Source organism: Hyphomonas sp. (assembly GCF_041689225.1).
Lineage (GTDB): Bacteria > Pseudomonadota > Alphaproteobacteria > Caulobacterales > Hyphomonadaceae > Hyphomonas.
In genome coordinates, this window is record NZ_JBDNGN010000132.1 from 1 (window position 1) to 12,759 (window position 12,759).

The 12,759-nt window shown below is 62.7% G+C and carries 16 protein-coding genes; 10 read left to right on the forward strand and 6 right to left on the reverse strand.

Annotation, left to right across the window (positions count from 1 at the left end; all coding sequences use genetic code 11):
• Positions 1 to 137: 137 nt before the first annotated feature.
• Genes yihA through rpmH form a run of 4 tightly spaced genes read right to left on the reverse strand, consistent with a single transcriptional unit; the run spans position 138 to position 3,213 of the window.
• Positions 138 to 779, reverse strand: a complete 642-nt coding sequence (yihA, locus tag ACESNB_RS13595) for a ribosome biogenesis GTP-binding protein YihA/YsxC (protein ID WP_373008204.1) — start codon at positions 777 to 779, stop codon at positions 138 to 140.
• A 3-nt stretch (positions 780 to 782) separates the two neighbouring features.
• Complete coding sequence (gene yidC, locus ACESNB_RS13600) at positions 783 to 2,612, reverse strand: membrane protein insertase YidC (protein ID WP_373008206.1); 1,830 nt, start codon at positions 2,610 to 2,612, stop codon at positions 783 to 785.
• 54 nt (positions 2,613 to 2,666) lie between these two features.
• Positions 2,667 to 3,035, reverse strand: coding sequence for a ribonuclease P protein component (rnpA, locus tag ACESNB_RS13605; RefSeq protein WP_373008208.1), 369 nt, complete (start codon positions 3,033 to 3,035; stop codon positions 2,667 to 2,669).
• Positions 3,036 to 3,078: 43 nt separating this feature from the next.
• Complete coding sequence (gene rpmH / locus ACESNB_RS13610) at positions 3,079 to 3,213, reverse strand: 50S ribosomal protein L34 (RefSeq protein ID WP_034738102.1); 135 nt, start codon at positions 3,211 to 3,213, stop codon at positions 3,079 to 3,081.
• A gap of 218 nt (positions 3,214 to 3,431) precedes the next feature.
• On the opposite strand from rpmH, the gene ACESNB_RS13615 reads away from it, so the two are divergent.
• On the forward strand, positions 3,432 to 4,616 hold the full coding sequence (locus tag ACESNB_RS13615) for a serine hydrolase domain-containing protein (RefSeq protein ID WP_373008211.1): 1,185 nt from the start codon (positions 3,432 to 3,434) through the stop codon (positions 4,614 to 4,616).
• Here the strand turns inward: ACESNB_RS13615 and ACESNB_RS13620 are convergent.
• Both ACESNB_RS13620 and ACESNB_RS13625 read right to left on the reverse strand, forming a co-directional pair.
• On the reverse strand, positions 4,553 to 5,092 hold the full coding sequence (locus ACESNB_RS13620) for an SRPBCC family protein (protein WP_373008213.1): 540 nt from the start codon (positions 5,090 to 5,092) through the stop codon (positions 4,553 to 4,555). The two genes, ACESNB_RS13615 and ACESNB_RS13620, sit on opposite strands and share 64 nt — an antisense overlap.
• Positions 5,064 to 5,762 carry an aromatic ring-hydroxylating dioxygenase subunit alpha gene (locus ACESNB_RS13625; RefSeq protein ID WP_373008215.1) on the reverse strand — a complete coding sequence of 233 codons (699 nt, stop codon included), beginning with the start codon at positions 5,760 to 5,762 and terminating at the stop codon, positions 5,064 to 5,066. The genes ACESNB_RS13620 and ACESNB_RS13625 overlap by 29 nt, the downstream gene beginning before the upstream one ends.
• A gap of 126 nt (positions 5,763 to 5,888) precedes the next feature.
• On the opposite strand from ACESNB_RS13625, the gene ACESNB_RS13630 reads away from it, so the two are divergent.
• The 9 genes from ACESNB_RS13630 (at position 5,889) to ACESNB_RS13670 (ending at position 12,622) form a co-directional block, all read left to right on the forward strand.
• Positions 5,889 to 6,083 (forward strand): hypothetical protein, encoded by a 195-nt coding sequence (locus ACESNB_RS13630; protein WP_373008217.1) that lies wholly within the window; start codon positions 5,889 to 5,891, stop codon positions 6,081 to 6,083.
• Entirely contained in the window at positions 6,080 to 6,949 is an 870-nt protein-coding gene (locus ACESNB_RS13635; protein ID WP_373008219.1) for a fatty acid desaturase, read from the forward strand. The genes ACESNB_RS13630 and ACESNB_RS13635 overlap by 4 nt, the downstream gene beginning before the upstream one ends.
• A 106-nt stretch (positions 6,950 to 7,055) precedes the next feature.
• Positions 7,056 to 7,856 (forward strand): DUF547 domain-containing protein, encoded by an 801-nt coding sequence (locus tag ACESNB_RS13640; protein ID WP_373008221.1) that lies wholly within the window; start codon positions 7,056 to 7,058, stop codon positions 7,854 to 7,856.
• Positions 7,843 to 8,592 carry a TVP38/TMEM64 family protein gene (locus ACESNB_RS13645; RefSeq protein ID WP_373008223.1) on the forward strand — a complete coding sequence of 250 codons (750 nt, stop codon included), beginning with the start codon at positions 7,843 to 7,845 and terminating at the stop codon, positions 8,590 to 8,592. The genes ACESNB_RS13640 and ACESNB_RS13645 overlap by 14 nt, the downstream gene beginning before the upstream one ends.
• Positions 8,592 to 10,037: an NAD(P)/FAD-dependent oxidoreductase gene (locus ACESNB_RS13650; RefSeq protein ID WP_373008225.1), complete on the forward strand. Its 1,446-nt coding sequence runs from the start codon at positions 8,592 to 8,594 to the stop codon at positions 10,035 to 10,037. Before ACESNB_RS13645 ends, ACESNB_RS13650 begins: the two co-directional genes overlap by 1 nt.
• Before the next feature lie 15 nt (positions 10,038 to 10,052).
• Positions 10,053 to 11,483 carry a sensor histidine kinase gene (locus ACESNB_RS13655; protein ID WP_373008227.1) on the forward strand — a complete coding sequence of 477 codons (1,431 nt, stop codon included), beginning with the start codon at positions 10,053 to 10,055 and terminating at the stop codon, positions 11,481 to 11,483.
• Positions 11,480 to 12,127: a pseudouridine synthase gene (locus ACESNB_RS13660; protein WP_373008229.1), complete on the forward strand. Its 648-nt coding sequence runs from the start codon at positions 11,480 to 11,482 to the stop codon at positions 12,125 to 12,127. Before ACESNB_RS13655 ends, ACESNB_RS13660 begins: the two co-directional genes overlap by 4 nt.
• 66 nt (positions 12,128 to 12,193) lie before the next feature.
• Positions 12,194 to 12,364, forward strand: a complete 171-nt coding sequence (locus tag ACESNB_RS13665; protein ID WP_373008231.1) for a hypothetical protein — start codon at positions 12,194 to 12,196, stop codon at positions 12,362 to 12,364.
• Between the two features lie 48 nt (positions 12,365 to 12,412).
• The gene (locus ACESNB_RS13670) at positions 12,413 to 12,622 is read left to right on the forward strand and encodes a hypothetical protein (RefSeq protein WP_373008233.1); all 210 of its coding nucleotides are present in this window, start codon (positions 12,413 to 12,415) and stop codon (positions 12,620 to 12,622) included.
• The last annotated feature ends 137 nt before the right edge of the window (positions 12,623 to 12,759 follow it).

The window sequence follows — 12,759 nt, forward strand, 5'->3', positions numbered from 1 at the left end:
CCATGCGCACGGCCCAGAAACACACAATCGAAGACGTCATCCATGAAACCGGAAAAATCGTGAAGACCATCAGCTCATCCGAATGCCAAAACTATATCACAGGAGCGGGTTATGCTTCCGCCGAAAACTGAAACGCTCTAAAGCAGCGCGGCGATCTCGGCGCGCAGTTCGGGCATGCCCCAGCCTTTTTCAGCCGAGGTCACGATGGTCAGCGGGTGCGCCGCGCCGTGCTTTTTCAGCTTGGTCTCGATATCGGCCTGCAGCGAGTCGACCTCGCCCTTGGCCAGCTTGTCGACCTTGGTCAGCAGGATCTGGTAGGTAACCGCCGAGCCGTCGAGCATGGCCATGACCTCTTCATCCGTGTCCATCAGGCCGCGCCGCGCATCGACCAGCAGGAAGACACGGCGCAGGGACGGGCGTCCGCGCAGGTAGGACCGGGTCAGCTTCATCCAGGCATCGGCCTGCGTCCGGCTGACCTTGGCATAGCCAAAGCCCGGCAGGTCGACGAGAAAGAGCTGGCCGGGGCCGACATCGAAATAGTTGAGTTCGCGCGTGCGGCCCGGCTCGGACGAGCTCCGTGCCAGCTTGTTGCGGTTGGTCAGCGCATTTATCAGGCTCGACTTGCCGACATTCGAACGCCCGGCAAAGCAGACCTCGGTCCGGTCGGCAGGCGGCAGGCCCTTGAGATCGACCACGCCCATGACGAAGTCGACCGGGCCGGCGAACAAGAGCCGCCCGGTTTCAATCTGGTCTTCGCTGGGCGCCGGGCGCGTGTCCATGGATCAGTCCGCCGGTTCTTTTTCACGCCCCAACAGGCGCGAAATCGTCTTGCCGAGTTCGGTATCGACCCCGTTGCGGCGCATGATGAAGTATTGCTGCGCGAAGGACAGGATGTTGCTCCACACCCAGTACATCACGAGACCGGCCGCAAAGCCGCCGAACACGAACGTGAACACGATCGGCATGGCGCTGATCACCATTTTCTGCGTCGCATCCGTCGGCGCCGGGCTGAGGCTCTGCAGGGCCGCCATCGTGATGCCGTAGAGCAGCGGCAGGATGCCGATACCGATCACGACACCGATCACCGGGATCGCCTTGATGTCGGACGCTGCCCATGGCAGCAGGCCGAACAGGTTGCCGATCGCGGTGGGGTCCGGCGCCGAAAGGTCCTTCAGGAACAGGAACGGCGTCTGGCGCATTTCCAGCGTCACGTAGAGCGTCTTGTAGAGCGCGTAGAAGATCGGGATGGTGAACAGGATCGGGACGCAGCCGCCAACCGGGTTTGCCCCTTCCTGCTTGTACAGCTTCATGATTTCCTGCTGCTTGCGCTGGGGATCGGCGGCAAAGCGCTCATTCAGCTCCTTCATCGGCTCCTGCAGCTTCTTCATCTTGGCCATCGACTTGTAGCTCTGGTTGAACAGCGGCACGAGCGGCAGCTTGATCAGGACCGTGAAGGCGAGGATGGCCCAGCCGAACGAGCCGAGCACGCCGGCCAGGTATTCGAGGACATAGAAGAAGGGCTTGGTCAGGAAGAAGGCCCAGCCCCAGTCGATGGCATCGACCATGCGCGGGATGCCTTCCTTGTTCTGGTAGTCCTGCAGCACTTCGAAACGCTTGGCGCCGGCGAAGATGCTGTTCCGGGTGGTCTGGCTCGCGCCCGGCGCAAGGGTGAAGGCCTCGCTCTCGGTGCGCACTTCCAGCGGACCATCAGTGGCAATCGATTTCTTGTTGACGATTCCGTTGAACGGTCGGTCCTGCTGCGGCACCAGCGCGCCCAGCCAGTATTTGTCCGTCAGGCCCCACCAGCCGCCTTCGGTTGACGGGAACGTGCCTTCGTCCGTTTCCCCGTCAATATTCTTGAGGGCCAGGAGCGGCTTGTATTTCTTCATCCGCAACTCGCCGTCCACGACGCCCATCAGGCCCATGTGGGCCAGGCCGCTGGCGGTTGCCGAGCCGGGATCCGTCGCTTCAAGGAAGCCTTTGTAGTCGCCATGGCGCTCGACCGAGCCAATCGCGCGAACCGAGCGCTCGGCATCGCCGGTATTGGTCAGCGTATCCTCGAATGAGAACATGTAATTCGCATCGACCGAAACTGTCCGGTCTATGGTCAGGCCCGGCGTTTCAAGGCGCAGCTTGATCGGCGAGATTGTCGTCAGCTTTCCCAGACCGACCTGAACCCATGGCGAATTGCGGCCAGCGACCAGCGACGTGCCGTCCGCCCAGTAATAGGTCGCGAAATATCCGTATTCACTCGCTTCCGGGCGGAACAGGCGTATTTCCTGTTTCTTCTCCACGGTCAGGTAATGCTTTCGCAGGCTGAGATCGTCGATCCGCGACCCGGCAAGCCGGATCGATCCATCAACGGATTCGCCATCGAACTTGACCCGGCCCGGCCCCGAAATCGCTTCCTCGACTGTCTTTGTCGCTGCGATCGCCGGAAGATTGCTCAATTCGCTTACGCTCACCCCGGTCTGCTCATCGGCGGTGATCGCGGCCTGCTGGGCCTCAAAGCGCTTCTGCGCCGGCTCCATGAAGACTTTCTGGTAGCCGAACACGAAGGCGACCATCAACGCCATCGCGATCAGGAAATTGCGCTGGTCTTGCTTTTCCATGGAATTTTGTCCCGGAGGTTTCTGGGCGCCAACTCGCAAATCGAGGTGGCACGGTCAATCAGCGGCGAGGCTTATCAGCGCGCTTTCCATATCGTCAAGCAAACGCGCCCACGCAATGTCAGCGGTGGCGTCCCGCGCGATGAAAACATAGTCTATTCCCGGGTGCCCCAGCCGGGGCAGCAACAGGCGGGCGGCTTCCCGCAACCGGCGCTTGGCCCGGTTGCGCACGACCGCATTGCCGACCTTCTTGGTGGCCGTAAAGCCCTCGCCGATAAGGCTGCCGGGGGCATCGCCAATGCGCTGCCTCGCCTGAACTACAAGGCATTTTCGCCGTTCGGCCTTGCCGCCGCGCGCAAAAACGAATTGAGGCCGCTTCGTCAGGCGAACGACCTCAATCGGGCTGTCTTGATTGTCTTGCGGCATCTGCAGCTCCCGGCCTTTCAGGCTGGGGGAAACGTGTCTCGCCTTAAGCGGACAGTTCCTTGCGGCCTTTTGCCCGGCGGCGTGCCAGAACCTTGCGGCCATTCTTGGTCGCCATGCGAAGGCGGAATCCATGGGTACGCTTGCGGCGCAGGTTGCTCGGCTGGAATGTACGTTTCATGGTTCTGCTCTAAGGCTGATGTGTCTCGGAAAGAGGGGCCAATACAGGCCACAGGCACCAAGGTCAAGGCGGGCAAGCACAGTCTGGCCCGGCCAAACCACATATTTTTCCGCTGCACAGGTCCTGCCTCGCGCATCGCCGCCTGCTGTCTCTTTACACGGCGGGAGAGTCTTGCTCAATCTGCGTCCGGGACGGGCAGCCAGATTCGAAGGATATTCATGCGATTACTGCGCCCTGCACTGCTTTGGCTGCTCGCCGCGCTCGCGCTGCCAGCCGCATTTGCCCAAATCATCGACTATGACCGGCTCGACCAGCGCCTGACCCGGCTCGCCGCCGAAGAGGACATGGTCGGCCTGGCTGTGGCGGTGATCGAAGATGGTGAAATCCGCTTTGCGAAGGGGTACGGCTACACGGCCATCGGCGGCGCGCCAGTGACGGAAGAAACGGTGTTCCGCTGGGCCTCCCTGTCAAAAGGCGTCGCCGCCAGCCAGATTGCCATCCTGGCCGGACAGGCAAGGCTCAACCTTTCTGACACGGTGGCGAAATTCAAGACGTCGCTGCGCCTGCCTGGCGGCGGCGAGACGCGGGCAACGCTGGAAGACGTCCTCTCCCACCGGCTGGGCATCGTCTCCAACGCCTATGACACGACGCTGGAGGATGGCCGCGACCCGGTCCAGATCCGCGAGAGCCTGCGCGGCCTGAAGGTGATTTGCCCGATCGGCGAGTGCCATTCCTACCAGAATGTCGCCTTCGACACGGTGGCCGAAGTCGTCGAGCAGGTGACGCAGACAAAATACGCCGACGCGATCGACGCCTCCCTTTTCAAGCCGCTCGGAATGGTCACCGCCAGCATTGGCCGGGTCGGCCTCGAAGCCTCCCCGTCCTGGGCCCGGCCCTACGCCAAGCGTGAAAAAGATTCCGGCCCGCCCAAGCCGAAGACCGTCAACGACGATTATTATCGCGTGCCAGCAGCCGGCGGCGTCAACGGGTCGATCCGCGACCTCGCGCTCTATGCCCGCGCGCAGATGGGGCTCGTGCCCGACGTGCTCAGCGATACCGCGCTGGAGATGATGCAGACGCCGCGCATCTATACGAGCCGCGAACAGTCCGGCCTCTCACGCCGCTACAAGGGCCATATGCGCGACGCCCGCTACGCCCTTGGCTGGCGCGTCTACAAATATGGCGACGCTGGCACCCGCGTCGTCGGCCACCGCGGCGCCGTCGAAGGCTATCGTTCGCTGATCCTGTTCGACCCGGAGCGCGATACCGGCGTCGTGGCCCTCTGGAATTCAAGTTCGCGCCTGCCCGTCGGCATCGAGTTCGAAGTCATGGACATGGCCTACAACCTGCCGCCACAGGACTGGATGGGACTCGACGCGAATTCCACCGGCGGCGGGAAATAGGACCAGCCGGTCAGTCCCCGTCTTCCGTCGCCATCTTTTCCAGCCACCAAATAGTATTGCCAGATCGCTTTCTCCAGCGGCGACAGGCGGCCCTGGCTCGTCATCGGGGCATTCAGCCCTTTCCAGACCGTGTCAGTCGCACCGATATCCTCCTGATGGATCGCGTCGACCACGTGGCTGATCTCGTCTGCGATCTGATCGAACCCCTCGAACGCCGTATACGCGCGGGGGACACAGGTGTGGATTTTCAGCTTCAGCTTGCCGGCCGATTCCGGAAACACCTGGTACCAGGTGACGACGCTGCCCTGAATACCCAGCAGGAAATGCGGGTAAAGCGCGCTGGCGAAAAGGTCACGCGACTGCCAGTCCTCCAGTCCCTCAACCGGCGGCAGGCCGGGTGGCAGCTCGGCATGGGCGGCTGGCATGTGAAGGATGGACCAGGGCCCGTCATTGTCGGGCACGCGGGAGTCGCGCATGATAGGAGTGCTCGAGGGTTTCCTGGTGGACGCCGATGTGTTGGTAGGCTTCCATGAAATTCTCGACGAGGACTTTCCAGTTCCAGTCGCTGGCATATGCAAGCGTCCGCACGACTGCCATGTCCACGAGCCTGAACTTTTCGAAATAGGTCTCGAAGGTCGTGACCTGCGGCGCGAAGGGCGCGGCGTCTGGGTCGAAATTGGCGAGAATGAATCCCTGCCAGATTTCGGTCCGCACCTGCGGCAGGCGGCAATCTGGTTCCGAGAAGTCCTCCGCGCCTTCCAACAAGGGCGCCCGGAGGAGTTGGCCCGCCGTGTCATAGCTCCAAGCGTGATAGGGGCAGGTGAACAGTTTCCGGTTGCCATTGCCCTCGGCAACTTGCGCCGCGCGGTGCAGGCAGGTGCGCGACATGACCCGGATCTCGCCGTCCTGACCGTGCACGATCATCACCGGCCGGCCCAGCAGGTCCATCGCGAGAAAGTCTCCCGGTTTCGCCACCTGGTCGACACGGGCAAGCGGCAACCAGCTCTTGCGGAACATCCGCTCGGTTTCCCGTTCGAAAATATCGTCCAGAATGTAGGCCGCTGGCGGCAGGGTCGCGGCCTCCTCCAAGAGGCGTGCAACCCGGTCGGTTTCGTCGGCGCTGAGGCCCGGCAAGTCCTGTGTCATGAAAAGCCTCCCAGGATAAAAATGACACATGCGTCAACGTTTTTCGATTAAGGGCGTCCTCAATTCGTATCTTCTCGACAAACGGTGACGCCTGTGTCACTTTTAGGCAACGATAAGAGGATCGTGATGAGGTTCTTCCTGAAGACAATTTTCGATTACGGCGCCGTCGTGTTTGCGTTCGGTTTCATTGCGCCGCTGACCATGCAGATCATCACCCGCGCCGGGATTGACCTGCCCTTCGGCCTGACGCCGCTGATGGCAGGCCTCATTCTGGCGACGGTCTGGGGCGGCATCGCCCAATATCGGGGACGCTGGATATGACCGACACGCTGCAAGATTCATCCGAGCCCGACCTGATGCGCCGCGAGCGCGAGATCGCCCGGCGCCATATTGGCAAGTTCCCATGGCTGTCGGTGACGTGGGCGTTCGTGAACCTCGCGGTTTGGCTCTCACTCTGGCCTCTGGTCCTCACCAGCACGCTGTCTGTCTGGATCGCTTTTCCGATTGCCACCCTGAATGTGATGCTCTGCTACCTGCCCTCTCACGAGGCGCAGCACGACATTATTGCACGGCCCGGCGACAAGCTGCGCTGGCTGAACGAACTGGTCGGCCATGTCTCGACCATCCCGCTCGTCCTGCCCTATCGCGTCGCCCGCCTGACCCACCTCGAGCACCACAAGCACACCAACGACCCGGACCTCGACCCTGACTATGGCACCCATGCCTCCGGTCCGGTCGCGGCCATCTGGAACAGTTTCCAGAAGCGCCAACCCGGCTCGGAAGGCGGGCCGAATGCCTATGCAGCGGCCTTGCAACGCATCGGTCGCGAGGACGTGATGCTCGAAGCCGTCCTCTCGACGCTCGTCTTCTACGTTATCCTGTTCGTCCTGGCCTGGAGCGGTTTCGCCATTGAGGCGGCGCTGCTCTGGTGGCTGCCCCGGCATATCGGGCAGACCTATATCGTCTATTATCTCAGCTGGGCGCCACACCATCCCGCCAATGAAACAGGCCGGTATCGCAATACACGCGGATTCCGGGCCGCGTTCGGGAATATCGCGTCGATGGGCATGCAGTATCATATCGTTCACCACCTGCACCCGCGCATCCCGCTGATCCGCACACCGCGCGCCTTCCATGAAATGCGCGACGTGCTGGAGGCGCGCGACTGCCGGCTCGATGGCATCTAGGTTCACGCCGCCGATCACGGGCCTTTGATCGCCCCTGCCACAAGCGTTACGGGCATAAATCGCGCTGACGGGATATGTATCGGTCTTCAACCGAGGACCCGCATCCATGCCGCTTTCCAGAGTCGTGCTTGCCGCCGCGCTGATGGCGATGCCGCTTGCCCTGCCAGCGCAGGCAAGGGATGTAGCGTCTGGCATCACGGAAGACGCAAGCATGGCCAAGGCCCAGCACGCCCAATGGACACGCCTTCTGGCGAAATACGTCCACACATCAGACGATGGCGTTCACCGGGTCGACTATGGTGCCCTGAAAGCCAATGGCGCCGATCGCGCCGCGCTCGATGCCTATATTGCCAGGTTCGCCGACATGGATCTCTCCGGCACGAATGACGCCGCATTCGCCGCGTGGGCCAATCTCTACAATGCCGTGACGGTTCGCTACATTGTGGAAAAATACCCGATTGGCTCGATCAAGGATGGCTACTTCTTCGGCGGCCCGTGGAAAAAGATCATGGTTGCGGTCGGCGGCCGGAACGTCTCGCTCGACGATATCGAACACAAGATCCTGCGGCCGAAATTCCGTGATCCGCGCGTGCATTATGCCATCAATTGCGCCGCGTTCAGCTGCCCGAACCTGATGGCCAAGGCCTGGGAGCCTGCGACGCTGGATGCCGATCTCGACGCCGCCGCCCGCGCCTATGTCAACAATTCACGCGGCGTGAGCGTGACCGACAGGGGCCTTGTACTCTCATCCATCTATGACTGGTTTGCCGCCGATTTCGGCGGTTCGAAACAAGCCGTCATCGACCATTTTCTGAAATACGCCGATACTGGCCTCGCCAAGCAGATCCGGGCCAATCCGAAGATCCGCTCCTATGACTATGACTGGTCCCTCAATGACACCGAATGACGCCCCGGCGCCCAAGCCGACCCCGCTCGCGATCCGCCTCTGGCCGCTCTACGTCATCGCCGGCGGAATTTTCGCCGCATGGGCCTTTGGCCTGTTCGACTATCTCTCGCTCGAGACACTCCGGACCCAGCAGGACGCCTTGCGCGGTTTCGTCAGCGAACACCTCGTCCTGGCCGTCGCCGCCTATATCCTCATCTATGCCGCCGCGACCCTGTTCATGGTGCCCGGCGCGCTCTGGATCACGATTGCCGGCGGCTTCCTGTTCGGCCTGATCGGCGGCACGCCTGCCACGATCATCGGTGCGACCCTCGGCGCCAGCCTCCTTTTCTTCGCCGCACGGACATCACTGGGTACAGCGCTGCATGAGCGGGCCGGGCCCTTTGTCAAGAAAATGGAACGCAGCTTCCAGGAGGATGCTTTCTCCTACATGTTCGCTCTCCGGTTCCTGCCGATCGTCCCGTTCCCGGTCGCCAATATTGCGCCGGCCATCCTTGGAGCGAAGTATCGCGACTATGCGATCACCACGGCGCTCGGAATTATTCCCGGCGTGCTCGCCTATACTTGGATCGGCGCGGGCCTCGGCGCGACCTTTGCCGCAGGCGAGGATCCGAATATCGCCAGTATCGCGAAAAACATGGTGCCGGCCTTCGCCGCACTCGGCGTGGTGTCGCTTCTCCCCGTCGCGTACAAGAAACTCTTCTCGAAAAAAGCTGCCAAGCTGGAAGGTGCGAGCTGATGCCCGATAGGAAACTCCCCATCACGGACTACAAGGCAGACCTCGTCGTCATCGGCGCGGGTTCCGGCGGCCTGTCCGCCGCAGCAGGCGCGGCCATGTTCGGCCTGAAGGTCGTGCTCTACGAAAAGCACGAAATGGGCGGCGATTGCCTCAATTATGGCTGCGTGCCGTCAAAGGCCCTGCTCAGTGCCGCGAAGGCTGCGCAATCGGCCCGCGATGCCGGCAAGTTTGGCGTGAACGTCGCAGCTCCGACGACTGACTGGACCGGCGTCAAGGCGCATGTCCGCCACGCGATTGATACGATCGCGCCGGTCGACAGCCAGGAACGGTTCGAGGGCCTCGGCGTCACGGTCATCCGCGAAGCGGCCAGCTTCGCCGATCCAGATACGATCATCTCCGCCACGACCCGCACACGGGCCCGGCGCATTGTCGTCGCCACCGGCTCGACGGCCTTCATCCCGCCCATCGAAGGTTTGGCGGACGCCCCCTACCTCACCAATGAAACCCTTTTCTCGATGCCCGACTTTCCCGAGCATCTGGTCATCCTTGGCGGCGGCCCCATCGGCATGGAAATGGCGCAGGCCTTTACCCGGCTCGGCGCGAAAACCACCGTCATCGAAATGGGCCGCGCCCTCGGCAAGTCCGATCCGGCCCATGCCGCCGTGGCGATTGGCGCCCTGCGTGACGAGGGCGTGACCCTTCTCGAAGGCCACAAGGCCGTGCGCGTCTCGTCCGACGGCGGACGCATCAAGGTTCACGCCGAACACAAAGGCGACACCAAGGTGATCGAAGGCAGCCACCTGCTCGTCGCCGTTGGCCGTCGCGCCATGCTGGACGGGCTGGACCTCGAAGCCGGCAAGGTCGAATTCGACCGCAAGGGCGTTGTCGTCGGCAACAATCTGCGCTCGCGCAGCAATTCGCGCGTCTGGGCCCTCGGCGATGCCGCTGGCCGTGAACAATTCACCCATGTCGCCGGTTGGCATGCCTCGGTCTTTGCCCGCCGCGCCTTCTTCAAGCAGGGCACCGAGGCCGACAGCCTGCCGATTCCGGCCGTGACCTACACGTCGCCGGAAGTGGCCCAGGTCGGCCTGACCGAAGCCGAGGCGCGCGAAAAACATGGCGACGATGTCGCAACCTCCTGCTTCCCGTTCCACGAGAACGACCGCGCGATTGCCGAGGGCAAGACCCTCGGCGAAGCCAAGCTTGTCATCCGCAAGGGCGCGATCCTCGGAGCCTCCATTGTGGGCGAAGGGGCCGGTGACATCCTGCAGCTCGTCAGCGTTGCCATGTCGAACGGGCTCAAGGTGAAAGACCTGACCAATTTTATCTCGCCCTATCCGACGCGGGCGGAAATCGTGAAGCGCGCGGCCTCGGCCCACTTCACCGAAGCCCTCACCGGCAAGTCAGCCCGGCGTCTTGTCGGCTTGCTCCAGCGCATCCCGTAAGCTAGTTCAGCTCGGGTGAGCGACGAGACCCAGACCGCCCTTGCACGCGACCTGCCCGCACCCGCGCTCTCGCGCTGGTTCGAGAGCCTGTCCTTTCGCCTGTTCGCGCTGACCATCGTCTCGATCCTGCTGGTTGAAGGCCTGATCTTCGTGCCCAGCGCATCGGGCTTTCGCAATGCCTGGCTCCAGGAACGCGTTCAGGCGGCCCGGACAGCAGCCCTGGCGCTGGATGCAGCACCCTCGCGCAGCGTGTCCGACGATCTCTCCGACGAACTCCTGATGAGCGCCGAAGTGCTCGCCGTGACGGAAATCGAGGACGACATGCGCGTCCAGCTCCTGCCGGCACAGCAGGCGATCAACGGCCAGATGCACGAGCTCGACCTGCGCGGATCGACCATGGTCAGCCGCTCGTTTGCCGCAATGGGCGCATTCTTTGCGCCTGACGACCGCATCCTAGTGATCCGCGCCGACGGGTCGGCGCCGGGCCGTGTCATGGAAATCGTCGTGCCGCAGGCGCCCCTCAAGACCGCCATGCTCGCCTATGCCCGCCGGATAGCAGCACTCTCGCTGCTGATCGCCTTTGTCGCCGCCACCATCATCTATGTTATGCTGCACTTCCTCGTCGTGCGGCCAATGCGGCGCGTCACGCTGAGCGCGGAACAATTCCGCGACGATCCGGGCGCCTGGACACGGCGCCTGCCGCCGACAAGCCGGCGTGACGAGATCGGCCGAGCCCAGAACGCCCTCGCCGACATGGAAGAGACCGTCGCAACGAGTTTCCGCAACCGCGCCCACCTTGCCGAACTCGGTACGGCCGTTGCCAAGATCAACCATGACTTGCGCAATTCGCTCGCCTCGGCCCAGCTCGTCTCCGATGTCCTTGCACGCTCGGAAGACCCACGCGTCCAGAAGGCCGCGCCGCGCCTCGAGCGCGCGCTGGAGCGGGCGATCAGCCTCGCCACGCAAACACTCGACTATGGCAAAGCGACGCCGCAGGTCGCCCGACTGGAGCCGGTCTCGCTCCAAGCCGTGCTCGACGAATCCGCCGCCGAGGCGCTGGCGACACATCCAGGAGTTGGCTGGGACAACAAGGTTCCATCCCACCTGAAAGTGAACGCCGACCCGGATCACCTTCACCGGATCGCGAGCAATCTCATACGCAACGCCGCCGAGGCCATGGCACCGCAGGCCGAAGGCGGCTCACGGATTATCGCAACCCTGACGCCTCGGGGCCTCGACCTGGCCGATACGGGCCCCGGACTGCCGGGCTCGGCCCGGCAGAACCTGTTCAAACCCTTTGCCGGAAGTTCGCGCAATAGCGGCACCGGCCTCGGCCTCGTGATTGCCCGCGAACTCGCGCAGGGCATGGGCGGCGACTTGGTGCTCGCCAGCACCGGTCCAGAGGGCACGGTATTCCGGCTCAGCCTGCCGGGACTGGGCGCGTGAGCGTCTACGCACCGCCGCAAGGCAAGGTCAGCTACACCCATATCGATCCCGACCTGATCGTCATCGACAAGCCGGCCGAACTGCTGTCCGTGCCCGGACGGGGACCGGAAAAGGCCGACTGCGCAATTTCGCGCGTGCAGGCCGACCATCCCGAGGCACTGACGGTTCATCGGCTCGACATGTCGACAAGTGGCCTGCTGGTCTTTGCGCGTTCGAAAGAGGCCCAGCGTCGTTTGGCGATCCAGTTCGAGAAAGGCGTGATCGCCAAATCCTACATCGCGGATGTCTGGGGTGCGCCCGTTCCGGTTGCCGGCCTGATCGACCTGCCGCTCGGCCAGGACTGGCCCAACCGTCCGCGCCAGAAAGTCGACCATGACGCGGGAAAGCCAAGCCAGACGGAATACGACGCCATTGGCACGCACGACCATGGCGTCCGGCTCGCGCTGACCCCGCTGACCGGTCGCACCCACCAGCTGCGCCTGCATCTCGCGGCTATCGGCCACCCGATCCTGGGCGACGACATCTATGCCCACGCCCACGCACTGACAGCCAAGACCCGCCTGCAATTACACGCCACACGGCTCGAACTGATCCACCCCACCAGCAATGAACGCCTCCGGTTTGAAAGCTCATGTCCGTTCTGACCCGCCATTGGTCTTGACCTGGCGAGCGTCGCAATATCTCGTTTCTCGATAATACGGAGTGTCACTATGCACGCAGAAATCGTCCGTCTGTCACTTCATCATGTCGACATCAAGATCGTATCGGGTGATCGCATGCACGTGCTGCAATGGCGCCGGAACCTGCTCTGGGACGAAGTCCTGCTGGACGGCTCACGCCAGGCTGCCATCCACGGCCTCTGGGGCCGCGAGAACGTTTAGGGACTGGTATTCGGTCGCAACCTAGACGGTTCCGGCGGCGAGCAGGTCATGTTGCTGATCGATTCCGGAGTCGGATATTCCAGCTGGACGACGAATGACCAGCGCCTGAAAGGCGTCCGCCTCGAGGGCAAGGACGGTCCGCTCGTTTCCTATGGGACGCTTGACCCCAAATCGCTCGAAAAGCCCGCAACATTCTCCGCCTGGATGAAGAAGACGATGGGCATTGAATGGGGCATGGGGTCAGACCGCCCCAACTAAAGCACATCCGCGACAAAAGGAATCGTGAGGGATTCCCTTTTGCTTCGAACTCTGATTCTCCTATTCGGCAGGAGGATTTGTCGATGGCAGTTTCGTATTCGCTTGATTTTCGCCGGGCTGTTGCGGCCCATGTTGGC

Coding starts and splice junctions, on each gene's coding strand:
- ACESNB_RS13620 (WP_373008213.1), bottom strand. CDS start 5,092: ATGCGCGACTCCCGCGTGCCCGACAATGACGGGCCCTGGTCCATCCTT.
- ACESNB_RS13645 (WP_373008223.1), top strand. CDS start 7,843: ATGACACCGAATGACGCCCCGGCGCCCAAGCCGACCCCGCTCGCGATC.
- ACESNB_RS13630 (WP_373008217.1), top strand. CDS start 5,889: ATGAGGTTCTTCCTGAAGACAATTTTCGATTACGGCGCCGTCGTGTTT.
- ACESNB_RS13670 (WP_373008233.1), top strand. CDS start 12,413: ATGTTGCTGATCGATTCCGGAGTCGGATATTCCAGCTGGACGACGAAT.
- ACESNB_RS13615 (WP_373008211.1), top strand. CDS start 3,432: ATGCGATTACTGCGCCCTGCACTGCTTTGGCTGCTCGCCGCGCTCGCG.
- yihA (WP_373008204.1), bottom strand. CDS start 779: ATGGACACGCGCCCGGCGCCCAGCGAAGACCAGATTGAAACCGGGCGG.
- ACESNB_RS13635 (WP_373008219.1), top strand. CDS start 6,080: ATGACCGACACGCTGCAAGATTCATCCGAGCCCGACCTGATGCGCCGC.
- ACESNB_RS13625 (WP_373008215.1), bottom strand. CDS start 5,762: ATGACACAGGACTTGCCGGGCCTCAGCGCCGACGAAACCGACCGGGTT.
- yidC (WP_373008206.1), bottom strand. CDS start 2,612: ATGGAAAAGCAAGACCAGCGCAATTTCCTGATCGCGATGGCGTTGATG.
- rnpA (WP_373008208.1), bottom strand. CDS start 3,035: ATGCCGCAAGACAATCAAGACAGCCCGATTGAGGTCGTTCGCCTGACG.
- ACESNB_RS13640 (WP_373008221.1), top strand. CDS start 7,056: ATGCCGCTTTCCAGAGTCGTGCTTGCCGCCGCGCTGATGGCGATGCCG.
- ACESNB_RS13665 (WP_373008231.1), top strand. CDS start 12,194: ATGCACGCAGAAATCGTCCGTCTGTCACTTCATCATGTCGACATCAAG.
- ACESNB_RS13650 (WP_373008225.1), top strand. CDS start 8,592: ATGCCCGATAGGAAACTCCCCATCACGGACTACAAGGCAGACCTCGTC.
- rpmH (WP_034738102.1), bottom strand. CDS start 3,213: ATGAAACGTACATTCCAGCCGAGCAACCTGCGCCGCAAGCGTACCCAT.